Annotated in this window: 23 protein-coding genes, 1 pseudogene and 2 riboswitches; of the genes and pseudogenes, 12 read left to right on the top strand and 12 right to left on the bottom strand. The window is 72.9% G+C overall.

Translation table 11 applies throughout. The features are described 5' to 3' along the window. Nucleotides 1–54: 54 nt before the first annotated feature. Entirely contained in the window at nt 55–426 is a 372-nt protein-coding gene (locus ACUP6Y_RS23830; RefSeq protein WP_462553487.1) for a MerR family transcriptional regulator, read from the bottom strand. A gap of 69 nt (nt 427–495) precedes the next feature. On the opposite strand from ACUP6Y_RS23830, the gene ACUP6Y_RS23825 reads away from it, so the two are divergent. Further along, complete coding sequence (locus tag ACUP6Y_RS23825; protein ID WP_462553486.1) at nt 496–1974, top strand: SulP family inorganic anion transporter; 1479 nt, start codon at nt 496–498, stop codon at nt 1972–1974. Nucleotides 1975–1980: 6 nt separating this feature from the next. On the opposite strand, the gene ACUP6Y_RS23820 is transcribed toward ACUP6Y_RS23825, so the two are convergent. Then, nucleotides 1981–2601 (bottom strand): hypothetical protein, encoded by a 621-nt coding sequence (locus tag ACUP6Y_RS23820; protein WP_462553485.1) that lies wholly within the window; start codon nt 2599–2601, stop codon nt 1981–1983. A gap of 156 nt (nt 2602–2757) precedes the next feature. Here ACUP6Y_RS23820 and ACUP6Y_RS23815 point away from each other — a divergent pair, with 156 nt between their 5' ends. Beyond that, the gene (locus tag ACUP6Y_RS23815) at nt 2758–3876 is read left to right on the top strand and encodes a hypothetical protein (protein WP_462553484.1); all 1119 of its coding nucleotides are present in this window, start codon (nt 2758–2760) and stop codon (nt 3874–3876) included. A gap of 75 nt (nt 3877–3951) precedes the next feature. Beyond that, nucleotides 3952–4761 (top strand): annotated as a pseudogene (locus tag ACUP6Y_RS23810) (enoyl-CoA hydratase/isomerase family protein); the annotation flags it as partial. 10 nt (nt 4762–4771) lie between these two features. Here the strand turns inward: ACUP6Y_RS23810 and ACUP6Y_RS23805 are convergent. Genes ACUP6Y_RS23805 through ACUP6Y_RS23795 form a run of 3 tightly spaced genes read right to left on the bottom strand, consistent with a single transcriptional unit; the run spans nt 4772 to nt 6203 of the window. Further along, a complete protein-coding gene (locus tag ACUP6Y_RS23805; protein ID WP_462553482.1) occupies nt 4772–5176 on the bottom strand; it encodes an arsenate reductase ArsC in 405 nt (134 codons plus the stop codon). Then, complete coding sequence (locus tag ACUP6Y_RS23800; protein ID WP_462553481.1) at nt 5173–5847, bottom strand: aquaporin; 675 nt, start codon at nt 5845–5847, stop codon at nt 5173–5175. Before ACUP6Y_RS23800 ends, ACUP6Y_RS23805 begins: the two co-directional genes overlap by 4 nt. After that, nucleotides 5844–6203: a metalloregulator ArsR/SmtB family transcription factor gene (locus tag ACUP6Y_RS23795; protein ID WP_462553480.1), complete on the bottom strand. Its 360-nt coding sequence runs from the start codon at nt 6201–6203 to the stop codon at nt 5844–5846. Before ACUP6Y_RS23795 ends, ACUP6Y_RS23800 begins: the two co-directional genes overlap by 4 nt. A gap of 347 nt (nt 6204–6550) precedes the next feature. Here ACUP6Y_RS23795 and ACUP6Y_RS23790 point away from each other — a divergent pair, with 347 nt between their 5' ends. Together ACUP6Y_RS23790 and ACUP6Y_RS23785 are read left to right on the top strand one after the other, a co-directional pair. Continuing rightward, the gene (locus ACUP6Y_RS23790; protein WP_462553479.1) at nt 6551–7114 is read left to right on the top strand and encodes a TMEM165/GDT1 family protein; all 564 of its coding nucleotides are present in this window, start codon (nt 6551–6553) and stop codon (nt 7112–7114) included. A 13-nt stretch (nt 7115–7127) separates the two neighbouring features. Then, nucleotides 7128–7418 carry a GNAT family N-acetyltransferase gene (locus ACUP6Y_RS23785; protein ID WP_462553478.1) on the top strand — a complete coding sequence of 97 codons (291 nt, stop codon included), beginning with the start codon at nt 7128–7130 and terminating at the stop codon, nt 7416–7418. A 232-nt stretch (nt 7419–7650) separates the two neighbouring features. On the opposite strand, the gene ACUP6Y_RS23780 is transcribed toward ACUP6Y_RS23785, so the two are convergent. Together ACUP6Y_RS23780 and ACUP6Y_RS23775 are read right to left on the bottom strand one after the other, a co-directional pair. Beyond that, complete coding sequence (locus ACUP6Y_RS23780; protein WP_462553477.1) at nt 7651–8028, bottom strand: DoxX family protein; 378 nt, start codon at nt 8026–8028, stop codon at nt 7651–7653. 54 nt (nt 8029–8082) lie between these two features. Further along, complete coding sequence (locus tag ACUP6Y_RS23775; protein WP_462553476.1) at nt 8083–8562, bottom strand: carboxymuconolactone decarboxylase family protein; 480 nt, start codon at nt 8560–8562, stop codon at nt 8083–8085. Between the two features lie 160 nt (nt 8563–8722). Here ACUP6Y_RS23775 and ACUP6Y_RS23770 point away from each other — a divergent pair, with 160 nt between their 5' ends. Next, nucleotides 8723–9601, top strand: a complete 879-nt coding sequence (locus ACUP6Y_RS23770) for a sigma-70 family RNA polymerase sigma factor (RefSeq protein WP_462553475.1) — start codon at nt 8723–8725, stop codon at nt 9599–9601. Here the strand turns inward: ACUP6Y_RS23770 and ACUP6Y_RS23765 are convergent, their stop codons facing one another. Genes ACUP6Y_RS23765 through ACUP6Y_RS23750 form a run of 4 tightly spaced genes read right to left on the bottom strand, consistent with a single transcriptional unit; the run spans nt 9602 to nt 13045 of the window. Beyond that, nucleotides 9602–10231 (bottom strand): (2Fe-2S) ferredoxin domain-containing protein, encoded by a 630-nt coding sequence (locus ACUP6Y_RS23765; RefSeq protein ID WP_462553474.1) that lies wholly within the window; start codon nt 10229–10231, stop codon nt 9602–9604. Beyond that, nucleotides 10228–11004: an ABC transporter ATP-binding protein gene (locus ACUP6Y_RS23760; RefSeq protein ID WP_462553473.1), complete on the bottom strand. Its 777-nt coding sequence runs from the start codon at nt 11002–11004 to the stop codon at nt 10228–10230. The genes ACUP6Y_RS23765 and ACUP6Y_RS23760 overlap by 4 nt, the downstream gene beginning before the upstream one ends. Beyond that, nucleotides 11001–12062, bottom strand: a complete 1062-nt coding sequence (locus ACUP6Y_RS23755) for an iron chelate uptake ABC transporter family permease subunit (RefSeq protein ID WP_462553472.1) — start codon at nt 12060–12062, stop codon at nt 11001–11003. Before ACUP6Y_RS23755 ends, ACUP6Y_RS23760 begins: the two co-directional genes overlap by 4 nt. After that, nucleotides 12062–13045 (bottom strand): ABC transporter substrate-binding protein, encoded by a 984-nt coding sequence (locus ACUP6Y_RS23750; RefSeq protein ID WP_462553470.1) that lies wholly within the window; start codon nt 13043–13045, stop codon nt 12062–12064. The genes ACUP6Y_RS23755 and ACUP6Y_RS23750 overlap by 1 nt, the downstream gene beginning before the upstream one ends. A 62-nt stretch (nt 13046–13107) precedes the next feature. Then, nucleotides 13108–13302, bottom strand: a riboswitch (cobalamin riboswitch). 99 nt (nt 13303–13401) lie between these two features. Continuing rightward, nucleotides 13402–13618: riboswitch (cobalamin riboswitch) on the top strand. A 106-nt stretch (nt 13619–13724) separates the two neighbouring features. Between ACUP6Y_RS23750 and ACUP6Y_RS23745 the strand changes: the two genes are divergently transcribed. From ACUP6Y_RS23745 to ACUP6Y_RS23730, 4 genes are all read left to right on the top strand, one after another. Further along, nucleotides 13725–16103 carry a ribonucleoside-diphosphate reductase subunit alpha gene (locus tag ACUP6Y_RS23745; RefSeq protein ID WP_462553468.1) on the top strand — a complete coding sequence of 793 codons (2379 nt, stop codon included), beginning with the start codon at nt 13725–13727 and terminating at the stop codon, nt 16101–16103. Continuing rightward, nucleotides 16100–17122, top strand: a complete 1023-nt coding sequence (locus ACUP6Y_RS23740; RefSeq protein ID WP_462553467.1) for a ribonucleotide-diphosphate reductase subunit beta — start codon at nt 16100–16102, stop codon at nt 17120–17122. The genes ACUP6Y_RS23745 and ACUP6Y_RS23740 overlap by 4 nt, the downstream gene beginning before the upstream one ends. A gap of 75 nt (nt 17123–17197) precedes the next feature. Next, nucleotides 17198–18358 (top strand): DUF418 domain-containing protein, encoded by a 1161-nt coding sequence (locus ACUP6Y_RS23735; protein ID WP_462553466.1) that lies wholly within the window; start codon nt 17198–17200, stop codon nt 18356–18358. 68 nt (nt 18359–18426) lie between these two features. Next, nucleotides 18427–19656 carry a CynX/NimT family MFS transporter gene (locus ACUP6Y_RS23730; RefSeq protein ID WP_462553465.1) on the top strand — a complete coding sequence of 410 codons (1230 nt, stop codon included), beginning with the start codon at nt 18427–18429 and terminating at the stop codon, nt 19654–19656. Here ACUP6Y_RS23730 and ACUP6Y_RS23725 read toward each other — a convergent pair. Next, nucleotides 19641–20105, bottom strand: a complete 465-nt coding sequence (locus ACUP6Y_RS23725; RefSeq protein WP_462553464.1) for an SRPBCC family protein — start codon at nt 20103–20105, stop codon at nt 19641–19643. The two genes, ACUP6Y_RS23730 and ACUP6Y_RS23725, sit on opposite strands and share 16 nt — an antisense overlap. 109 nt (nt 20106–20214) lie before the next feature. Between ACUP6Y_RS23725 and ACUP6Y_RS23720 the strand changes: the two genes are divergently transcribed. Then, the gene (locus tag ACUP6Y_RS23720; RefSeq protein WP_462553463.1) at nt 20215–20904 is read left to right on the top strand and encodes a response regulator; all 690 of its coding nucleotides are present in this window, start codon (nt 20215–20217) and stop codon (nt 20902–20904) included. Further along, complete coding sequence (locus ACUP6Y_RS23715; protein ID WP_462553462.1) at nt 20901–23471, top strand: DUF4153 domain-containing protein; 2571 nt, start codon at nt 20901–20903, stop codon at nt 23469–23471. The genes ACUP6Y_RS23720 and ACUP6Y_RS23715 overlap by 4 nt, the downstream gene beginning before the upstream one ends. Nucleotides 23472–23502: the final 31 nt, after the last annotated feature.

Raw genomic sequence — 23502 nt, 5'->3', positions numbered from 1 at the left:
GGTGCGTAGCCGGAGGGCGACCTCGTCCCGGCGTGAGTGGCTCAGCCCAAGGGCTCAGGCCAGCTGCCGGGTGAGCTGGCCCAGGAACTCGTCGGCCATCGCGAGCTGGGTCACCAGGCGCGCACGGCGCGCGGTCGCGTCGGCGAGGACCGCGTCGAGCCGGTCGCGGGCGGCGCCGTGCCGGTCCGCGGCCCCGGGGTCGCGGAGGGTCTCCAGATCGCGCATGGCGGCGCTCATCTCGTCGAGCGTGAAGCCGAGCGGCTTCATCCGCCGGATCACCATGATCTTCTCGACGTCGTCCTCGGTGTAGAGCCGGAAGCCGCCCTCGGAGCGGCCGGAGGGCCGCAGCAGGCCGACCTCGTCCCAGTGCCGCAGGCTGCGCAGGGAGAGCTCGGCCCGGGCGGCGACCTCGCCGATCTGCATCATGCTCCCGATCCTGCCGCACGCCGCCACGATGCCAACTCTCACGTAACGTGAGGGTAGAGTGCGGCAACCGTGAGCGACTCCCCTTCCGTCCATGCCGCGCTCCGGTCGCCCCGGCTGCTGCGCACCGAGGTCCTCGCCGGCCTCGTCGTCGCGCTGGCCCTGATCCCCGAGGCCATCTCCTTCTCGATCATCGCCGGCGTCGACCCGAGGGTCGGGCTGTTCGCGTCGTTCACGATGGCCGTCGCGATCTCGTTCCTCGGCGGCCGCCCGGCCATGATCTCGGCGGCCACCGGAGCGGTGGCGCTGGTGATCGCGCCGGTGATGCGCGAGCACGGCTACGACTTCCTCATCGCGACCGTGCTGCTCGGCGGGGCGCTGCAGATCGTGCTCGCCCTCGCCGGCGTCGCCCGGCTGATGCGGTTCATCCCGCGCTCGGTGATGGTGGGCTTCGTCAACGCGCTCGCGATCTTGATCTTCGAGGCGCAGCTCGACCACCTGGTCGGCGTACCGTGGGCCGTCTACCCGCTGACCGCCGTCGGCATCGCCGTCATCGTCGGGTTCCCGCGGATCAGCTCGGTCGTGCCGGCGCCCCTGGTCGCGATCGTCGCGCTGACCGGGTTCGTGCTCGCGGCCGGCGTCGACGTACCCGACGTCGGCGACGAGGGCGCGCTGCCCGACAGCCTGCCGGCGTGGTTCGTGCCGGACGTCCCCTTCACCCTCGACACGCTGCGGACGATCGCGCCGTACGCCCTCGCGATGGCGCTCGTCGGCCTGCTGGAGTCGCTGCTGACCGCGAAGCTCGTCGACGACATCACCGACACCCACTCCGACAAGACCCGCGAGGCGATGGGCCAGGGCGCGGCCAACGTGATCACCGGCCTCTTCGGCGGCATGGGCGGCTGCGCGATGATCGGCCAGACGATGATCAACGTGAAGGCATCCGGTGCCCGTACCCGGATCTCCACCTTCCTCGCCGGCTCGTTCCTGCTGGTCCTGGTCGTCGGGTTCGGCGACGTCGTCGCCCTCATCCCGATGGCCGCGCTGGTCGCGGTGATGGTGATGGTATCGGTCGGCACCTTCGACTGGCACTCGCTGCGGATGCTGCGGCGGATGCCGCGCTCGGAGACCACCGTGATGGTCGTGACCGTGGTGGTCACGGTCGCCACCCACAACCTGGCGATCGGCGTGGTCGTTGGCGTCCTTGTCGCGATGGTCCTCTTCGCCCGCCGGGTCGCGCACCTCGCGAACGTCGAGCGCGAGCTCGTGGAGGCTGCTGACGGCTCCGTGGCCGCGCACTACCGGGTCACCGGCGAGCTGTTCTTCGCCTCCAGCAACGATCTCTACGCGCAGTTCGAGTACGCCGCGGACCCCGACCGCGTCGTCGTCGACCTGTCCGCCTCCCACGTGTGGGACGCCTCGACCGTCGCCGCCCTGGACGCCGTCACCACCAAGTACCAGCGCAAGGGCAAGGCCGTCGAGATTTGCGGCCTCAACGACGCCAGCGCGGAGTTCCACCGCAGGCTCACCGGCCGCCTGGCCGGTCACTGAGCCGGCTCAGGCCGTGGCGCGCTCGGCCAGCCGGACCGCGGCGTGCCGCACGATCGCGGCCTCGTCGTCGTCCCGCGCGGCCTCGTGGGGGACCTGCCCGCCGAGCAGGCCGGCGGGCTGGGTGAGCCAGGCCCACACCTGCCAGGGATCCATCGCCGAGGCGAGCAGCGGCTCCAGCACCGCCGCCAGCTCGGGGCGCAGCTCGCCGTCCTCGTCGAGCTGGAAGGCCGGGACCAGCACTCCGCCGTCGTGGGTGACGACGAGCAGCGCCCTGCGCTCGGCCGCCTTGTGGACCGCGAACCGGGCGGCGTTCTCCGACACCCCGCGCACCTCCGCGAGGCTCGCGTAGCTGTGGGCCGGGGAGGAGAGCAGGTCGCCCCGGACCCGCGCCTGGCGGCGCAGCTGCACCAACGCCAGGGGCACGGCGTGCGCCGGGTCGTCGCCGTCCTGGTGCAGCACCCGGTCGAGGTCGGCGAGCTGGTCGTCGGTGAGCGCGGCGCCGGTCCCCGGGTCGTGCCAGCGGACCACGCCGCCCAGGTCGCGCTCGAAGGACGGCAGCCCGGCTGCGGTCAGGTGCTCGGCGAGACCGAGCCCCTCGAGCCAGTCCGCCAGTTGCTCGCCGTTCACGAGGTCCAGCCTCCCACGCCCGTCGCCCGCGGCCGGCAGTCTGGTCGGCAGCGGTGATGGCGTCTCCGTATAGATGCGTATACTTCATGACGTTTTATACAGATCTATGCCGGAGGGCGGTGCTCAGTGCAGCCGAGTCCATACGCACCTGGCTCGTTGCCGGAGTACCTGGCTGGTCGCGGCCGCGAGCGAGATCTGATCCGCGACAAGGTCTCCCGGCTGAGCATGCTCGGCCGGTCGGGCGGGCCGCTGCTGGCCTTCCACGCCCCGCGGGGACTGGGAAAGACGTCCCTGCTGCGGATGGCTCAGCGCGACGCGATGGCGGACGGGTTCCTCACCGCGTGGGTCACCGGCCGAGATGACCGCCCGATGTCACCCGTTCTCGCCCAGGGGCTGAGCGCGGCCGTCAAGGGCCGCTCCTTCGGCGAACGATCGAAGGCGCTGCTGCGCCGACTGGACCAGGTGCAGGTCGAGTTCGGGATCCCCGGCGTCAAGGTCGGAGCGACCCTGACTTCGGACGACAGGGCTGCGGTCGGGACCGCCGTGCTCGAAGAGCTGCTCGGGGACGCCGGCCGGTTCGCCCGCAGCCACGACGCGAAGGGGCTGGTCGTGTTCGTCGACGAGCTCCAGGAGGCGCAACTGGGGGACCGCAAGAGCCTTCTGATCGGGCTGCAGCACTTCGACGGCGCACCTGACGCAACTCCGGTCGCGGTCATCGCTGCCGGGCTGCCCTCGCTGCCGCCGGCGGTCACCGAGGCAGCCACCTTCGGCGAGCGCTCACGGTTCGTCGAACTCGGTCTCCTGAGCGACGTGGCCGTTGCCGAGGCGATCCGGCTGCCCGCGGAGCATCACCAGGTTGCCTGGACCGACGAGGCGATCATGGCCGCGATCGATCTGGCCGCCGGCTACCCGCACAAGGTGCAGCTCATCGGCGACGTCACCTGGGAGGTCGCTCGCCCCGACCTCGCCAGCACCATTACCGTCGGGCACGTCCGGCAGGCGGAGGAGGAGATCGAGGACCGCATGACGGGCCTGTTCCACACGCGCCTTGCCCGCGCGACACCGGAACAGCAACGGTTCCTGGAGGCCATGGCCGCCGTGGGAGATGGACCAGTGGAGCGAGCCGCGATCGCCGCCGAACTGGGTGTGGCGACCACCGCGGTGAGCAGGCCACGGCAGCAGCTGATCGACCGCGGCTTCATCGAGTCGACCGGTCGCGGCAAGCTCCGCTTCACCATTCCCGGCTTCGCGGCCTACCTCCGCGACAACGTCTGACCAATCCCCAGGCCCCTGCCGCATAGGGGTCGCCCCCGACGGTAGCGAGCGTCCCCACGCTGGGAGACTGGCGCCGTGCCCGAGCCGACCGACGACGTACGCATCGAACGCCTCGGCCCGGTGGGCCGTATCGTGCTGGACCGCCCCCGGGCGCTCAACGCGATCACCCTCGCCATGGTGGAGCGGATCCACGCCGCGCTCGAGGAGTGGCGCGACGCCGGGCTGCGCGCGGTGGTCGTCGAGAGCGCGTCGGACCGTGCGTTCTGCGCCGGCGGCGACATCCGCCGGGTCCGTGAGAACTCGCTCGCGGACCGGCACGACGAGAGCCTGCGCTTCTTCGAGACGGAGTACGCCGTCAACGCGCTCCTCGGCAGCTACCCGGTCCCCGTCGTGGCGCTGGTCGGCGGCGTGTGCATGGGCGGCGGGATGGGACTCTCGGTGCACGGCACGTTCGTCGTGGTCTCCCCGGAGGCGTCCTTCGCGATGCCCGAGACCAAGATCGGCTTCTTCCCCGACGTCGGCGGCTCCCACTTCCTGCCCCGCCTCCCGGGCCACACCGGCCGCTATCTCGGCCTCACCGGCGCCCGGATCGGCGCCGCCGACGCCCTGGCCCTCGGGCTGGCCACCCACGCCTGCTCGGCCGCCGACCTGGCTCGCCTGCCCGACCTGATCGCCGACCACGACGGCCCGCTCGAGCAGCTGCTCCGCGAGCTGGCCCCGTCCTCGCCGGGCTCCGCGGGCTCGCTCGCGCCGGTCCGGCCCGAGCTGGAATGGGTGTTCAGCGCACCCGACCTCACCGGCATCTCTGAGCGGCTGGCCCGACTGGTCACCGAGGGCGGGCCAGCGTCGGACTGGGCGGAGGAGACGTGCGCGGAGCTCGCGACCGCCGCCGAGGTCAGCGACCCTGGTCGAGCTCGGCGACCAGGGTCTCGACTCGCCGGCGGATCTCGTCCCGGATCGGCCGGACCGCGTCGAGGCCCTGCCCGGCCGGGTCGTCGAGCACCCAGTCCTCGTAGCGCCTGCCCGGGAAGTACGGGCACTCGTCGCCGCAGCCCATGGTGACCACCACGTCGGCCTCGTGGACCGCGGAGTCGGTGAGCACCTTCGGCTGCTCCGCGGCGATGTCGATGCCCGCCTCGGCCATCGCCGCCACGGCGACCGGGTTGAGCTGGTCGGCGGGCTGGGAGCCGGCGGAGAGCACCTCGACCCGGTCGCCGGCGAGGTGCTGGAGGAAGCCGGCTGCCATCTGGGAGCGGCCGGCGTTGTGGACGCAGACGAACAGCACGGTGGGTCGGGTCATCGTTGCTCCTGGGGCGCGGGATGGAGGAAGCGGACGGTGAGGGCGGCCAGCGCGCCGCCGACCAGCTGGAGCAGCACGAACGCCGCGACCGAGGACGGCGCGATGCCGGCGAAGCTGTCGGACAGGGCCCGGGCGATGGTCACCGCGGGGTTGGCGAAGCTGGTGGAACTGGTGAACCAGTACGCCGCCGCGATGTAGCCGCCGACGGCGTAGGCGACCGTCTCGATCCGCTCGGAGCGCAGCGCCCCGAACACGACGAGCACCAAGCCGAAGGTCGCGACCGCCTCACCCAGCAGCAGCCCGCCACCGTCGCGTCGGTGGGCGGACAGGGCGAGCGCGTCGAGGCCGAACATCAGGTCGGCGACCACCGCCCCGGCGCAGCCGCCGACGACCTGGGCCGCGACGAGTGCCAGCGCGTCGGTGCTGCGGACCCGGCCGAGCACGCGCTCGACCAGGGTCACGACCGGGTTGAACGAGGCGGACACCGGCTGGAAGGCGATGATCAGCGCGACCAGGGCGGCGCCGGTGGCGAGGCTGTTCTCGAGCAGCTGCAGGCCGGTGTCACCGGGGGAGAGCCGGGTCGCGGCGATCCCGGAGCCGACGACCGCGGCGACCAGGAACGCCGTGCCGAGCAGCTCGGCGACCGCCCGACGCGCGAGGTCGCGGTTCACGCGGTGACGTCGCCGAGCAGGCCGGCCAGGTTGCCGAGCGCCTCGGCCTCGACCCGGTAGTAGACCCACACGCCCCGCTTCTCGCGCCCCAGCAGCCCCGCCTCGTGCAGCACCTTGAGGTGATGGCTGATCGTGGGCTGCGACAGGTCGAAGGCGTCGTTCAGGTCGCACACGCAGGCCTCACCGTCGGCGTGTGACGCCACCAGCGACAACAGTCGCAGCCGGACCGGGTCGGCCAGCGCCTTGAGCAGCGGCACCACCCGGTCGGCCGCCTCGGCCGAGAGTGGCTCGCGGGTCAGCGGCGAGCAGCAGGCGACCGCCTCGGCCGGGGTGAGGTCGAGCAGGGACTTCGACATGTATCAATATTGACAGATATCGATGTCCGAGGTCCAGCCCGGGACTCGTGCTGTCCCGTCGTGCCCTGCGTATCGGCCGTGAGACCGCCGCCAGATCTGCAGCCGTTTTGCCGGGCACGGCGCCCACCTCCTACACTGGGGGCACGAAGGGGAGTAGTCCTCAACGGCTGCGTCGACATACTGGACCGCTTGCGGGCCCGGCGCAGCAGGCCACCGCGAGGTGGCGGACGAGACTTTCGACCAGCAGTGCGACCTGTTTTTGCAATGGACGCGCGTGGTCGAAGGCGCGTCCTCACGGCGAGCTCTCCGGCCAGGTGCCGGAGAGGAACCTGATGTACGCCTTCTTGTTGAGCACCGCGGTCATCTTCGTGGCCGAGCTCGGCGACAAGAGCCAGCTCATGGCGATGACCTTCGCCACCCGCTATCGGGCGCGCGACGTACTGATCGGCCTGACCGCGGCGACCGCCGTGGTGCATCTCGCGTCGGTCGGGATCGGCTACGCGATCGGGGACGCCTTCGCCGACTACCAGGGCACCATCGAGGTGTGCGCGGGCATCGCGTTCCTCGGCTTCGCGCTGTGGACCCTGCGCGGTGACGAGCTGACCGAGGACGACGAGCGCAAGGCCACCAGCGCCACCGGCCGTGCCGTCCTGGTCGTCGCGCTGTTCTTCTTCCTCGCCGAGCTCGGCGACAAGACCATGCTCGCCACCATCACCCTGGCCACCCAGGAAGGCTGGTTCGGCACCTGGCTCGGCTCGACGGTCGGCATGGTCGCCGCCGACGCGCTGGCCATCGGCGTCGGCGCGGTCCTCGGCCGGCAGCTCCCCGAGAAGGTCATCAAGTACGGCGCCGCGGGGCTCTTCGCGCTGTTCGGGCTCGTGCTCATCGTCAGTGGGGCTGGTTGGATCTGAGGGTGAGCTCTGCGTGGCGCTGCTCATGGTCGGCGAGGCGCCGTTCGACGACTTCGGACCGCGGGCGCCGCGCACCGAGCCGTACTCCCCGGTGCTGCGCGAGCCCGGTGGGATGGCGGTCTGCGACACCAACGTCAACCGGGTCGAGGCCTGCACCGACGTCGAGAACCTCGCCGAGCAGCGGGCCCTGGAGAAGGCCGGCTTCACCCGCGAGGGCACGGTCCGCGGCGCCCAGTGGCGTGACGGCGGCTACCGCGACTGCTGCTCCTCCAGCATCCTGCGCGCGGACTGGTCGGCCTCCTGATGCGTCGCGGCCGTCGACCGACGTCGGCGACGGGTCCGGCTGATGAGCGACCACGCCCTCGCGCGCGTGGACTCACGGTTGACGACGAAGTCGATCAAGCACCAGCGTTGAGGGGATCACACCGACTCGGAGGTGTCCCTTGCTGCATGCCCAGGCCCGCGCGGCGGTGGGCGCGTGGCGCGATGACGACGGCGTGGTGTTCGTCAGCGTGATCTTCCGGGCGCCGTAGTCCTCAGAAGGCCTGCGGCCCGATCCGCTCGACGGCCACGAAGACCGCGAGGGCGAGCAGGACGACGTTCATCGCGGCGCTCTGCGCCTCGCCGCGACGCAGGTGGGTGACGATCGCGCCCGCCATGATCACCGCGAGCCCGATCGCGGCCGCCGGCACCAGGCCGGTCGCGATCTCCAGCGCGCCCGGCAGCACCAGCCCGAGCGCGCCGAGCACCTCCGCCGCGCCGATCAGCTTGAGCACGCCGGGCGCCATCGGCTCGGCCCAGCCCATCCGCGGGTCCTCGAGGAGCTGCTCCTTCGACCTGGCGAGCTTCATCGAGCCGGCCATCAGGAACAGGGCGGCGAGCAGGCCGGTGACGATCCACACGACGAGGTTCATGGGACGACACTAGGCCGTGTCTCCCCAGTCCGCCTGTTGCGCGGTGTCTCCGACTCAGCCGGCCTGCTTCCAGCTCGGCGCGTCCGCCCGCTCCCGGACCGCGACGTTGACCCGGTTGAACAGGTTGAGCGTGGCGATCTGCAGCAGCAGCGCGGACACCTGCCTCTCGTCGTAGTGCCGGTTGACCTCGCGCCACAGCTCGTCCGGGACCGGGTCGTGGCTGTCGGCGAGCCGGGTGAGGGCGTCGGTGAGGGCGAGGGCGGCGCGCTCGGCCTCGTCGTAGTACGGCGACTCGCCCCACGCCGCCACGCCGACGATGCGGTCCACCGCCTCGCCGGCGGACTGCAGCGTCTCGAGGTGGCCCTGGACGCAGGCGCTGCAGCCGTTGAGCTGGCTGGCCCGCAGGGCGACCAGCTCGAGGGTGGTGGTGGGCAGGCCGCCCTTGGCGATGGCGGTGAGCAGGCTGCCGATGCCCTTGAAGGCGTCGGGCAGGACCTGGGCCGGGTTGGCCATGCGGGGTTCGATGGTGGTCATCGCGTTCTCCTTCGGATCGGGTGGGGTGTTCGCTCTCCCTGACCCGCGGCGGCGCCGGAGTGTGACCGGATCGCCGAGGAGATCCGCGAGAAGATGGGGGACTGTCACATCGACGGCCCGCCGCGGGTCAGAGAGGCGACCCCGAGGAGAGGACCCACCCGTGAACGACGACGTCACCGTGGCCGCCGCCTTCGAGCAGCACCGCCGCCACCTGAACACGGTCGCGTTCCGTGTGCTCGGCTCGGCCACCGAGGCGGAGGACGCGGTCCAGGAGGCCTGGCTGCGGCTGCACCGCACCGACGCGGCCGAGATCGACAACCTCGGCGGCTGGCTCACCACCGTCGTCGGCCGGATCGCCCTCAACACCCTGCGCGCCCGCGCGACCCGGCGCGAGGACTCCCTGGAGGAGCGGGTCGAGCGGCTGCCCGACCCCGTCGTGACGGCGTACGACGGCGCGCTGCCCGAGGAGCAGGCGCTGCTCGCCGACTCGGTCGGCCTGGCGCTGCTGGTCGTCCTCGACCAGCTGGCGCCCGCCGAGCGGATCGCGTTCGTGCTCCATGACCTGTTCGGGGTCGCGTTCGACGAGATCGCGCCGATCGTCGAGCGCACGCCCGCCGCGACCCGCCAGCTCGCCAGCCGGGCGCGGCGCCGGGTCCGTGGCAGCGACCTGGTCCGTCCCGACAGCCCGGCCCGCCAGCGCGAGGTCGTCGACGCCTTCTTCGCGGCCGCCCACGCCGGCGACCTCGAGCGCCTGGTCGGCGTCCTCGCCCCCGACGTGGTGCTCCACTCCGACCTCGGCGTCCTGCGCGGCGGCATCGTGACCTACCAGGGCGCCGAGACCATCGCCCGCAACGCGCTGATGTTCGCCCACCCCGGCCGGATCGTGCATCCGGTCCTCGTCGACGGCCGGGCCGGTGCGGTCGTCACGCTGCGCGACGAGCTGTTCAGCGTGATGGCGTTCGCGGTCGCCGGTGGCCGGATCGTCGGGGTCGACACCTGGACCGACCCGGAGGTGCTGGCCCGGGTCGCGACACACTAGCTAGAGCCCCGCGCGCGGCAGCCGGTCGGGGAGCGGGGCCCCGTCGACCAGGTGGTCCGCGACGATCGTGCGGACCCGGGCCGGGTCGACGCCGCCGTACCAGCTGTCGTCGGGGTGGACGACCACCACCGGCGCCTGGTTGCAGGGGAACAGGCAGCCGGTCTGGGTGACGAGCACGTCGTCGTCGCCGAGCCCGCGGGCCCGCAGCTCCGCGTCGAGCGCGGCGGAGGTGGCGGCCGAGCCGCGGGCCGAGCAGCGCGGTCCGCGGCAGACCAGCACCTGCCGGGCGTGCCCGGGCACGGACTCCCACGCCGGCGAGGTCAGCGGCGCCTCCTCGCCGGTGATCGCCCGCCCGCTGACGACCACCTGCACCTCGGGTCGGCCACGCCGCCAGTGCCCGGCCACCCGGCGCAGCCAGGACCGCGCCGTCGGCGCACCCAGGCCGAGGCCGACCAGCTCGACCTCCCGTACGCCGAGCCCGGCGAGGCGCTCCAGCTCGTCGGTCACGCTCGGGGTCCCGGCCTGCAGGAAGGCGAGGGTGGCGCCGGTCGTGGCCGCCACGTCGGCCAGCTCGTCGGCGTGCCGCGCGGCCTCGACACCGAGCGGGACCAGCACCACCGCGCGGCTCACCGCGCCACCCGCTCGTCGTGCCAGACCACGTGCAGCCGCCCGGAGTGGTCGTGTCGCCCGACAGTGGTCTCGACGCCGTACACGTCGCGGACCAGGCCGGCGGTCAGCACCTCGGCCGGCGCGCCCGTGGCGACCACACGGCCCTCGCGCAGCACCACCAGCCGGTCGCAGAACGCCGCGGCCAGGTCGAGGTCGTGCAGCGCGGCGACCGTGGTCAGGCCGAGCGCGCGGACGGTGGCGAGCAGGTCGATCTGGTGGGCCAGGTCGAGGTGGTTGGTCGGCTCGTCGAGGACCAGCAGGTCCGGCTGCTGGGTGAGTGCCCGGGCCAGCTGGACCCGCTGGCGCTCGCCGCCGGACAGCGTGTGCCAGTCGCGGTCGGCGAGGTGGCCGACCGCCGCGAGGCGCATCGCCTCCGCGACCTCGCCGGCCCCCTCGGCGCGAGCGGCGGGCCAGCGGCCGCGGTGCGGGATCCGGCCCAGCTCGACCACCTGGCGCGCGGTCAGCGGCAGGGACGTCGACGCGTGCTGCTCCAGGACGGCGACCCGCCGGGCCCGGACCCGGGCGGGCAGCGCGTGCAGGTCCTCCTCGCCGAGCCGGACCGAACCGGTGGCCGGCCGGCGCAGCCCGGCCAGCACGTGCAGCAGCGTGGTCTTGCCCGAGCCGTTGGGGCCGAGCAGCCCGGTGACGGTGCCCGGCGCGCAGCCCAGGGTGACGTCGTGGAGGATCGCCCGGGTCCGCACACCCCACGAGACGCCCTCGACCGTCAGCCTCATCGGGTCCTCGACTCACGCCGCAGCAGGTAGCCGAACACGGGCGCCCCGAGCACCGCCGTGACGACCCCGATCGGGATCTCCTGGCCCTCGATCAGGGAGCGCGCCGCCGTGTCGGCCCAGATCATCAGCACCGCGCCGGCGAGCGCGCTCAGCGGCAGCAGCCGGCGATGCAGTGGCCCGCAGACCAGTCGTACGACGTGCGGCACGACCAGTCCGACGAACCCGATCGCGCCGGTGTAGGCGACCAGGCAGGCGGTGAGCAGCGCCGTACCGATGAGCAGCACCCAGCGGGTGCGCCGGATCGACACGCCCAGCGAGGCGGCCGACGCGTCCCCGAACGCGAACGCGTCCAGGTCCGCCGCATGGGCCACGACCAGCACCAGCGCGACGAGTGCGACCGTGACCAGCACGCCCGCCCCGAGCCACCGGACGCCGGCGAGCGAGCCCATGGTCCAGGCGAGCACCCGGCGGGCGGCGTCGTGGTCGCCGCTCATCATCACCGCGAACGACGTGAACGCCGCGCACAGCTGCCCGACCGCGACTCCCGCGAGCACGGTCCGCGCGGGCGGCAGGTCGCCGTTGCGTCCGGTGGCCAGGGCGAGCACGAGCACCAGCGCGAGGATCGCGGTGGCGAACGCCGCCGCGCCCAGGGCGGCGCCGCCGACCAGGGTCCCGACGCTGGTCCCGAGCACGATCACCGCGACCGCGCCGACGGTGGCGCCGCCGGAGATGCCCAGCAGGTAGGGGTCGGCGAGGTCGTTGCGGGTCAGCGACTGGAGGACGGCACCGGCCAGGGCGAGCCCGGCACCCGTCGCCGCGGCCCCGACGATCCGCGGCATCCGCAGCTGCCACACGATCCGGTCGTCGATCACGCTGACGCCGTCGACCGGCGCCCCGAGGCGACGCAGCACCACGGCGACGACGTCCGCCGCCGGCACATGCACCGAGCCGACCCCGACCGCCACGACGGCGGTGCCCACCAGCACCAGCGCGAGCACCGCGCCCATGGCCAGGCCGATCCCCGGCCGGCTCCGCGCCGGCCGGGTCGCCTGCAGCATCAGCCGAGCTCGGCCAGCTGGGTGCCGACCGACACCGCGCCGTCGGCGAGCCGGACGCCGGGCGTGGACTCGGAGAACGGCAGCACGACGTACTTCTTCTGCTGGACGGCGCGCAGCCCCTTCAGCACCGGGTCCTTCTCCAGGAGCGCGATCTTGTCCTCGGCCGTCGACCAGCTCGCGTCGGCGAGCACGATCACATCCGGGTCGGCCTGCACGACGCGCTCCCAGCTCACGTTCGCCCAGCCGCCCTCGATGTCGGCGAAGATGTTGGTCGCGCCGACCGCGTCGAGGATCAGCTGCGGCCCGCCCTCACCGGCGCCCGCGAACGCCTCCTTGTCGCCGGAGTCGAACCAGAACACGTCGAGGCCCGCGCCCGGCTTGCTCGCGGCGAGCTCGTCGAGCGCCTTCTCCTGCTCGTCCTCCAGCGCCTCGGCCCGCTCCGGGACGCCGAACACGTCGGCCACGGTCTCGATCTCGTCCCACACCGAGTCGAAGGAGACGTCGGCGCTGGGCTTGTTCTCGCCACAGCCGAAGAGCGAGAGGAAGGAGCCGACGCCGAGCTTCTCCAGCTCGTCCTGCGGGCCGGCGGCCTCGTCGCCGAAGGCGCTGGCGTAGGAGCCGTAGACGAAGTCCGGCTCGGCCTCGAGGAGGGTCTCGCTGTCGGGGTACTCCTTGGAGAGGACCGGCACGGCGTCGTACGCCGCCTTCCACTTCTCCGGCACCGCGTCGTCGAGGTACGCCGTCCCCGCCATCCGGTCGGACAGGTCGAGGGCCAACATCACCTCGGTGGCGCCCTGGTTCATGGTGACCGCGCGCTCCGGCGGCGCGCTGATCGTGGAGGTGAAGCCACAGCTGCCGGCCTTGACGGGGAAGCCGGTGGCGGTCGGTCCCTTGCTCTCGGCCTCCGGCGCGCCGGCGCATCCGGCGAGCAGGGGGAGCGCCGCGAGGGCAGCCAGGAAACGGGTACGACGGGTCGAGGACATGGTCGCTCTTTTCAGTCCGAGGCTCTTGCGCGAAGCCTGTTGTGCGGGTGTGTCGCGGACCCTCGAGATCCACGGCCAGCAGGTCTTCGGACTCGGGATCGATCGGACGGAGCGCCTTCCCGGACCGTCGTGCGTCCAGTGGCTTGCCCTGATTGCTCAGTGCCCCGCCCGTCACCCTCACCGCTGCGCGTCAGTCCCGGATTCGCACCGGGTTCCCTGCTCACGGGTGTGAGTTGACTGGCGAGGCGGACGCTAGCACGCACCGGCCCGACGTTCTTGGTGGGATATCTCACCTCTGCCGCAGCCGACGCGCCGACACCAGATCTAGGTCCCACGAATCTGGGTGACCCCTACATATGGTGGTTCTCGTAGCTGGTTCCTCGCCCCAGCCAGGGGCGCGGAGGCAAGAGGGAACCCGGTGGAAGTCCGGGACTGCCCCGCAGCGGTGAGTGGGAACGACCGCCGTCACACAGCACTGGGTCGCGATGTGCGACCTGGGAAGCGACGGCCAGTAGGACTCCTTTCGAGGAGACGCCCGCGAGTCCGAAGACCTGCCAGCGCGCCGCACCCGCCGGGTGCGGTGGTCCGAGGCCTCGTGGGAAGGCCGACGGCTGAGCAGGCGCGTCGGCGCCGCCCCGCTGTCGTCCCCTCGCGAGCCAGACTCCGAGGGGAGAACACCGTGACCGTCACCGAGTCACCCACCCGCACCACCATGACGGTGCGCAAGCGCAACGGCGAGACCGAGCGCGTCGACGTCACCAAGATCGTGCGCGCCGTCGACCGGGTCAGCGCCGACCTGCCCGACGTCGACCCGATGCGGGTCGCGACCCGCACCATCAGCGGCCTGTACGACGGCGCGACCACCGCCGAGCTGGACCGGCTCTCGATCCAGACCGCGGCCGAGCTCACGGCTGCGGAGCCGGCGTACTCGAAGCTCGCGGCCCGGCTGTTGGCGGGCTACATCGACAAGGAGGTCCGCAACCAGGGCGTGGCCTCCTTCAGTCAGTCGGTCGCGCTGGGCCATGCCGAGGGCGTGATCGGCGACGAGACGGCGCGGTTCGTGAAGGACAACGCCCGCAAGCTCGACTTCGCGATCGACGAGGATGCGGACCGTCGGTTCGAGTACTTCGGCCTGCGCACGGTCTACGACCGCTACCTGCTGCGCCACCCCACGGCGCGGCTGGTGATCGAGACGCCGCAGTACTTCCTGCTCCGCGTCGCCTGCGGCCTGTCCCGTACGCCGGCCGAGGCGATCGGCTTCTACCGGCTGATGTCGAGCCTGGCCTACCTGCCGAGCAGCCCGACGCTGTTCAACTCCGGCACGCGGCACACGCAGATGTCGTCGTGCTACCTGGTCGACAGCCCGCGCGACGAGCTGGAGTCGATCTACAGCCGTTACACGCAGGTCGCGCAGCTCTCGAAGTTCGCCGGCGGCATCGGCATCGGCTTCTCCCGGGTGCGCTCGCGCGGCGCGCTGATCCGTGGCACCAACGGTCAGTCCAACGGGATCGTGCCCTTCCTGCGCACCCTCGACTCGTCGGTGGCGGCGGTCAACCAGGGCGGCCGCCGCAAGGGCGCCGCCTGTGTCTACCTGGAGCCGTGGCACCCCGACGTCGAGGAGTTCCTCGAGCTGCGGGACAACACCGGTGAGGAGGCCCGTCGTACCCACAACCTCAACCTGGCCAACTGGATCCCCGACGAGTTCATGCGCCGGGTCGAGGCCGACGAGACGTGGTCGCTGATCGACCCGAACGAGGTGCCGGAGCTGCCGGACCTGTGGGGCTCCGCGTTCGACGCGGCCTACCGGCGGGCCGAGGCGGAGGGCCGGTACGTGCGCCAGGTCAAGGCGCGCGACCTCTACGCCAAGATGATGCGGACCCTCGCCCAGACCGGCAACGGCTGGATGACCTTCAAGGACGCCGCCAACCGGCACTGCAACCAGACGACCGACGCGCCCGGGGCGGGGAGGCCCGTGGTGCATCTGTCGAACCTGTGCACCGAGATCATCGAGGTCTCCTCCGACGGCGAGACCGCGGTGTGCAACCTGGGCTCGATCAACCTCGGCCAGCACCTGACCGACCGGCACGGCGCCGTCGACGTCGACTGGGACAAGCTGCGTGCGACCGTGCGGACGGCGGTGCCCTTCCTCGACCGGGTCATCGACATCAACTACTACCCGAGCACGCAGGCCGCCGCGTCCAACCCGCGGTGGCGGCCGGTCGGACTGGGGCTGATGGGCCTGCAGGACGTGTTCTTCGCGCTCCGACTGCCCTTCGACTCCCCCGAGGCGAAGGCGCTGTCGACGCGGATCCAGGAGGAGATCCACCTGACCGCGCTGGAGGTGTCCTGCGCGCTCGCCGCCGAGCACGGCCCCCACCCGTCGTACGACGAGACGCGGGCCGCGCGCGGCGACCTCCACCCCGATCTCTGGGGAGCCACCCTGACCCAGCCCGAGCGGTGGGCGGCGCTCAGGGAGCGGATCGCGGAGCACGGGCTGCGCAACTCGCTGCTGATCGCGATAGCACCGACGGCGACGATCGCGTCGATCGCCGGCTGCTACGAGTGCATCGAGCCGCAGGTCTCGAACCTGTTCAAGCGCGAGACGCTGTCGGGCGAGTTCTTGCAGGTCAACTCCGCGCTGGTGCGCGAGCTCAAGACGCGCGGGCTGTGGACCGCCGAGGTGCGTGAGCAGATCAAGCGCGCCGAGGGCTCGGTCCAGGGGATCGCGCAGCTGCCCGACGACGTACGGCTGCTGTTCCGGACCGCCTGGGAGCTGCCGCAGAAGGCGCTGATCGAGATGGCGGCCGAGCGACAGGGATTCGTCGACCAGGCCCAGTCGCTCAACCTCTTCATGGCCGCGCCGACGATCGGGAAGCTGTCCTCGATGTACGCGTTCGCCTGGAAGAGCGGGCTGAAGACGACCTACTACCTGCGCTCGCGGCCGGCGACGCGGATCCAGCAGGCCACCGTCTCGGTGGTCCCCACGACGACCACCACCGACGAGGAGGCACTCGCCTGCTCGCTGGAGAACCCCGAGAGCTGCGAGGCCTGCCAGTGACCGCCGACCACGCCCCGACCCGGATGCTGCTCGACCCGGGCATGAACCTGACCCTGCGGCCGATGCGCTACCCGCACTTCTACGAGCGCTACCGCGACGGCATCAAGAACAACTGGACCGTCGAGGAGGTCGACCTGCACTCCGACCTCGCCGACCTGAAGCGGCTGACCGACGCCGAGCGGCATCTCGTGTCGCGCCTGGTCGCCTTCTTCGCGACCGGCGACACGATCGTCGCGAACAACCTGGTGCTCAACCTCTACCAGCACATCAACTCCCCGGAGGGCCGGCTCTACCTGAGCCGCCAGCTGTTCGAGGAGGCGGTGCATGTGCAGTTCTACCTGACGCTGCTCGACACCTACGTGCCCGACGAGGCCGAGCGCCACGAGGCCTTCGCGGCCGTGGACAACATCCCCTCGATCAAGCACAAGGCCGACTTCTGCTTCCGGTGGATCGACTCGGTCTTCGAGCTCGACCGGCTGGAGACCAGGGAGCACCGCCGTGCCTTCCTGCTCAACCTGATCTGCTTCGCCGCCGTCATCGAGGGCCTGTTCTTCTACGGCGCGTTCGCGTACGTCTACTTCCTCCGCTCCCGCGGCCTGCTCAACGGCCTGGCCTCGGGAACGAACTGGGTGTTTCGCGACGAGTCGATGCACATGGGCTTCGCGTTCGACGTGGTCGACACGGTGCGCGAGGAGGAGCCGGACCTGTTCGACGACGAGATGGCGGCGCAGGTGCGGCAGATGCTGGTCGACGGGGTCGACGCGGAGGCACAGTTCGCCGAGGACCTCCTGGGCATGGGCGTCGCCGGCCTCTCCACCGCCGACATGCGCTCCTACCTCGAGCACGTCGCCGACCGGCGGATGCAGCGCCTGGGCCTGGAGCCGATCTACGGCTCGCCGAATCCGCTGGCGTTCATGGAGCTCCAAGACGTGCAGGAGCTGTCGAACTTCTTCGAGCGCCGGGTGTCGGCGTACCAGGTCGGAGTGAGCGGGGCGGTCGGCTTCGACGAGGACTTCTGAGCGGCCGACCAAAGGAGGGGGCGGCGGCGACCGTGGTCCGATGCGCGCTCGCCGCCGCGCGCCTTGACTGGACCGGTGAGCTCTCAGACCGGTGCCGGGCCCGTCGCCCTCTCGGCGCGGGCGCTCGGACCGGACCTGGCCCGCGGCGGCATGCTGCTGTTCATCGCGCTCGCCGACTCCCACTACTTCCTGACCGGCGACGCGATCCGCGGCGGCTTCCCGGTCGCCGGGTCGGCGCTCGACCACACCGTGACCTGGGTGATCGCGACCTTCGTCGACGGCCGGGCCTTCCCGATGTTCGGCTTCCTGTTCGGGTACGGCGTCGCCCACATCGTGCGCCGCCAGGTCGAGGCCGGCGCCTCGCCCCAGGCGGTGCGCCGGCTGCTGTGGCGGCGGGCCGGGGTCCTGGTCGCGGTGGGCGTCGTCGACGCGATGCTGTTCTTCGTCGGCGACATCTTGGCGATGTACGGCGTGCTGCTGCTCGTCGGGGCCTGGGCGGTGCGCTGGTCGGACCGCTGGCTGCTGGCCGTCGCCGGCCTGCTCTTCCTGCTCACCGCGCTGCCCTCCGCGGACTCGTCGTCGGTGAGCACCGACCGGCCGGACATCTCGATGCTGCCGCCGGACCTCGTCACCCAGCTCGCGGAGCGACCGGTCGGGATCGCGTTCATCGCGTTGCTGGGCCCGATCGGGTTCGCCTGCCCCTACCTGCTCGGCCTGTGGGCCGGGCGGCGGCGGGTGCTCGAGCAGCCCGAGCGCTACCGCGGCCTGCTCGTCGCGGTCGCGGTCGTCGGCCTCACCGTCGCCGTGCTCGGCGCCCAGCCGGTTGCGCTGATGCTGGCCGGTCTCACCCCGGTTCGGCCGGCCGGAGTCCTCGAGCTGGTCGGGCCGCTGCACGATGCGGCCGGGGTCCTCGGCGGCCTGGGGTACGCCGCGCTGGTGACCCTGCTGGCGCGTCCGCTGGAGGGTCTGGTGGAGGGGCGCCGCGGCCGGGTGATCGACGCCCTCGCGGCGACCGGCCAGCGCTCGATGACCTGCTACCTGATGCAGTCGGTGGTGTGGGCGATCGTGTTCACGCCGTACCTGCTCGGCCTGGCCGGGATGCTGAGCGTCACGGGTGCGGCGGTGCTCGCGGTCGCCACGTGGGTGGGCTCCGTGGTCCTCGCGGACCTGCTGGCGCGGCACGGTCGTCGGGGGCCGTTCGAGGTGCTGGTGCGGCGGGCGACGTACCGCGGCTGAGCTTCGACCCGAGCCCCGGCGCCGGGCCCCGTGGAATCAGCCCCGGGACCGTGGTGTTGCATGACTCCGTGACAGCCACCTCCGTCGAGGCCGCCCCGGAGACCCGCCTCCAGCGCCTGCTCGTCGTCCTCGGGATCGTGGTCCTCGCGTTCAACCTGCGCCCGGCCGCATCCAGTGTGGGGCCGCTGCTGGAGGAGATCCGCGCCGGCGTGCCGCTCGGCTCCACCGAGGCCGGGATCCTCACGACGCTGCCGGTGGTCTGCTTCGCGGTGGTCGGCGGTGCCGCGCCCCGCCTCGCGTCCTGGATCGGGCTGCACCGGGTCGCGCTGCTCGGGCTGCTGCTGCTCACCGGCTGCCTGTGGGGCCGCGGGCACGTCCACCAGGGCTGGCTGTTCCTCGTCCTCTCCTTCGTCGCGCTGGCGGGTGCCGCGACGGCCAACGTGCTGATGCCGTCGCTGGTCAAGCTGCACTTCCCCGAACGGGTCGGCCAGCTCACCGCGGTCTACACGACGTCGATGGCGGTCGGCCTCACGGCGTCGTCGGCGCTGAGCGTGCCGATCGCGACCGGTGGCGGCGACCAGGTCGACTACACCCGCGGCCTGGTCGCGTGGTCGGTGACCGCGGGCATCGCGGTGCTGCCGTGGATCGGGCTGATCCGGCACGACCTCCACGAGGGCCGTCGTACCCGGGCGCTGGGTGTCGGCGCCATCGCCCGCACCCGTCTCGGCTGGGCGATGGTGGGCGCCTTCGGGCTGCAGTCGCTGCAGGCGTACGCGATCTTCGGCTGGTTCGCGCAGATGTGCCGCGACGCCGGCTACTCCGCCGAGGCGTCCGGCGTCCTGCTCGGCGTCGTCACCGGTGCCAGCATCCCGCTGTCACTGCTCATCCCCATCCTCGCCGGCCGGCTCCGCGACCAGCGCTGGCTGCTCACCGCCCTCGTCGCGTGCTACCCGGTGGGGTACCTCGGCTTCCTCGCCGCCCCCCGCCCCCTCGGCTGGCTGTGGGCGCTCGCGATCGGCGCCGGCTGCAGCACCTTCCCCCTCGTGCTCACCCTGATCGGCCTGCGCGCCCGCACCCCCGAGGGCACCGCCGCGCTCTCCGGCTTCACCCAGTCCGCCGGCTACCTGCTGGCCGCCGCCGGGCCGTTCGGTGTCGGCGTCCTGCATGCCGCGACCGGGAGCTGGACCCCGTCGGTGCTCCTGCTGCTCGGCCTGTGCGTGCCGTTGTACCTGTGCGGGCTCTACGCCACCGGCGACCGGTACGTCGAGGACGAGATCGCCGCTCAGCGGCCGGGCTGAGCGAGTCGGGGGGCGCCGCCGGCCAGCAGCGCGACCAGGCGCTCGAGGTCGGCCCGGTCGCCCCGGCGGTAGGCGGGGACGAGCAGCGGCGCGGCCAGCCGCAGCGCGCCGCCGAGGCGGAGCCGGGTCACGACGGTGAGGATGCAGCGGTCCGCCCCGTCCGGCTCCACCCGGCGGTGCCCGCTCACCTCGATGGGCGGCTGTCCGCCGTCATATGCGGCGTGGAGGGCGTCCGCCGCGACGATCTCGGTCCGCGTCTCGAACCGCATCCCCCAGAAGGTGAGCCGCTCGACCTGACGCTGCCCGACCTCGGCCCGGCCGGCCGGAGAGCAGGTCAGCGAGGTCACGGCGGAGCGCCACTGGGGATCGTTGCCCCAGTCGAGGACGTACGCCGCGACGTCGGCCGCCGGGCGCGGCACGGCGAGCGTGGTGGCGATGACGTGGTTCATGTGGCGCAGCATCGCCGTACCGACTGGGAGGCGGCTGGGAGCCGATCTGCACAGAACCTGCACACGTCGTCCCCGTCTTCCGGCGCTCCGCGCTCGTAGCCTCGGAGCCATGGAGAGCGCACGCCGTCGGGTCCTCGTCGTCGAGGACGACCCGGTCATCAACCAGGCGGTCGCCGACCGGCTCCAGGCCGAGGGGTACGACGTGGTGCGGGCGTTCGACGGTCCCGGCGCCGTGGCGGCGTGTGGCGAGCACGCACCGGACCTCGTCCTGCTCGACGTGATGCTGCCCGGGTACGACGGCCACGAGGTGTGCCGCCGGATCCAGGCCGACCGCCCGGTGCCGGTGCTCATGCTCACGGCCCGCGCCGACGAGGCGGACGTGCTGGTGGGCCTCGGGGTCGGGGCGGACGACTACCTGACCAAGCCGTTCCGGATGCGCGAGCTGGTCGCCCGGGTGGCGGCGCTGCTGCGCCGGGTGGACCGGGCCGCGTCGCTCGCCGGGCGGCGGGCGCTGGAGCTCGGGGACCTGCGGGTGGACGCCCCGGCGCGACGGGTGTGGCGCGGCGAGGAGGAGGTGCGGCTGACGCCGACCGAGTTCGACCTGCTGCTGTGCCTGGCCGCGACGCCGGGGGCCGTCGTCACCCGCGAGAGGCTGCTCGCCGAGGTCTGGGGCTGGGACGGCGCGACCGGGACCCGCACCGTCGACAGCCACGTGAAGGGGCTGCGGGCCAAGGTCGGCGCGGACCTGGTCCGCACCGCCCACGGCGTCGGCTACGCGCTGGAGGTGCCGGCCCCGTGACGGCGCAGCCGCTGGTCGGCGTCCGCTCGATCAAGGTCAAGCTCGGCCTGCTCGTCGCGGCCAGCGCGACGGTCGCCGCCCTGGTCGCGGCGCTCGGCCGCTCCGACAACGTCCCGCTCTGGCTGACGATCCCGGTCACCATCGGTCTCGCGCTGGCGCTGACCCAGCTGCTCGCGGTCGGGATGACCTCGCCGCTGCGCCAGATGACCGCCGCCGCGCGGCGGATGGCCACCGGCGACTACGCCGTCCGGGTGCCCGACACCGCGCGCGACGAGGTCGGCGAGCTGGCCCGTGCGTTCAACACGATGGCCCGTGACCTGGCCGGGGTCGACCGGCAGCGTCGCGAGCTGGTCGCCAACGTCAGCCACGAGCTGCGCACCCCGCTCGCCGGGCTGCGGGCCGTGCTCGAGAACGTGGTCGACGGCGTCGTACCGGACGACCCGGCCGTGCTCGAGACCGCGCTGGCCCAGGCTGAGCGGATGAGCGGCCTGGTCGAGGACCTGCTCGACCTCGCGCGGGTGGACGCCGGCCGGGCGCCGCTCGTCCCGCAGCGGGTCCCGCTCGCCGCGTTGCTGACCGATGCCGTCGCCGAGGCGGAGGCACTCGGCCGCGGTGTGGCCTACGACGTACGGGTCACACCGCCCGAGCTCGTCGTGACCGCCGACCCGGCGCGGCTGCACCAGCTGGTCGCCAACCTGCTCGACAACGCCTCACGGCACAGCCCGTCCGGTGGCACCGTGGAGGTGCGCGCACAGGTCGCCGAGGAGATCGTGGGGGAGCGGTACCGGATCGAGGTCCGCGACTCCGGCCCCGGCGTACCGGCGGTCGACCGCGAGCGCGTCTTCGAGCCGTTCGGCACCCTCGCCGCGTCGGCCGGCACCGGTGGCACCGGGCTCGGCCTCGCCATCGCCCGGTGGGTCACCGACCTGCACGGCGGCGTCATCGGCTTCCTCGACCCGGTCGCCGGCGCCACCGGCGCGCGGGTCCGGGTCGACCTGCCCCTCGAGCCCGCGGCCCGCCCGGCCGCCCCGGCCGTTCCTACGATCCAGGAGGCACCCGTGCCCGTCCCGACCGCCCCGCCCACCCCGGTCCCGCCGCCGTCGGTCACCGACGACCTGCTCGGCGGCCTCTGGCCCGAGCGCGGCGTCCCCTCGCGCCCCGGCCTGCTGCTCGGCGCCCTCGGCGCCGGCCTGCTCGGCGGCCTGGTGCTGCCCGAGCGCGCGCTGGGCATCGGCACCTTCCTGGTCCTGCTCGCCGCCGGCACCGTCGTGCTCGCCGCGAGCCGCGACCGACGCGACCCGTTCACGCTGACCTGTGCGGGACTCTGCGTGCTGCTCGCCGCCACGGCCGTCGTACGCGATGCCGAGTGGATCGTCGTGCTCTGCCTGTTCGCCGGTGCCGCGTTGTGCGTGGCGGGCGTGACGCGGGGGCGCAGCCTGGGTGGGTTCGTGCTCGCCGGGCTGATGTGGCCGGTGGCCGGGCTGCGCGGGATGCCGTGGCTGGGGCGGACGATCACGGCGCTGCCGGTCGTCGGGCACGGCGCCGCGCTGCTGCGCACCCTGGTCTGGTCGGTGCTCGGCCTGGTCGTGTTCGGGGCCCTGTTCGCCTCCGCCGACGCCCTCGTCGCGGAGTGGGTCGACGCCCTGCTGCCCGACCTCACCCTCGACACCTTCGTGCTGCGCGCCTTCGTCACCCTCGCCGTCGGCGGCACCGTCCTCGCGGCGGCGTACCTCGCCCTCAACCCGCCGCGCGTGGACCGCGACCTCGTCGCCCGCCGCCCAGTGGCCCGCCGCTACGAGTGGCTCGCGCCCGTGCTGGTCGTGGTCGTCGTCTTCGCGGTCTTCCTGGTCGCCCAGGCGACCGTCGTGTTCGGCGGGCACGCCTACCTACGGCGCACGACCGGGCTGACCTACGCCGAGTACGTCCACGAGGGCTTCGCCCAGCTCACGGTCGCCACCGCGCTGACGCTGCTCGTGATCGCCGTCGCCGCCCGCAAGGCCCCGCGCGAGACCGCGGCCGACCGGCTGTGGCTGCGCCTGGCTCTCGGCGCCCTGTGCGCGGAGACGCTGGTCGTCGTCGCGTCCGCCCTCTACCGGATGGACGTCTACCAGGAGGCCTACGGCTTCACCCGCCTGCGCCTGCTCGTCGACGTCTTCGAGGGCTGGCTCGGGATCCTCGTGGTGGCGGTCGTCGTCAGCGGCCTCCGGCTCAGTGGCGCCTGGCTGCCGCGCTTCGCCCTGCTCAGCGGCGTCGTCGCCCTGCTCGGCCTGGCCCTGGTCAACCCGGACGCGTGGATCGCCCGCCACAACCTGGCCCGGTACGACGACACCGGCCGCGTCGACTGGTTCTACCTGCGCGGCCTGTCCGACGACGCCGTCCCCGCCCTCGCCGACCTGACCGGCACCGACCGGCTGTGCGCCCTCGCCGGCCGGGAGCTGTCCGACGACGACTGGCTGGAGTGGAACCTCGGCCGGTCGCGGGCCGAGGGTGCGCTGGCGGACCTCGGCCGGCTGCCCGCCGCGGCCCCGGTCACGTGCGGGGTCACGGCGTACCCGGTCGCGGACTGACCCGCCCGGCACCTGAGGACCGCGCCCCGGC

The organism is Nocardioides sp. S5-5, assembly GCF_054954065.1.
The sequence above is the reverse complement of the archived record's forward strand: the minus strand, read 5'-3'. Positions and strand labels throughout refer to the sequence as shown.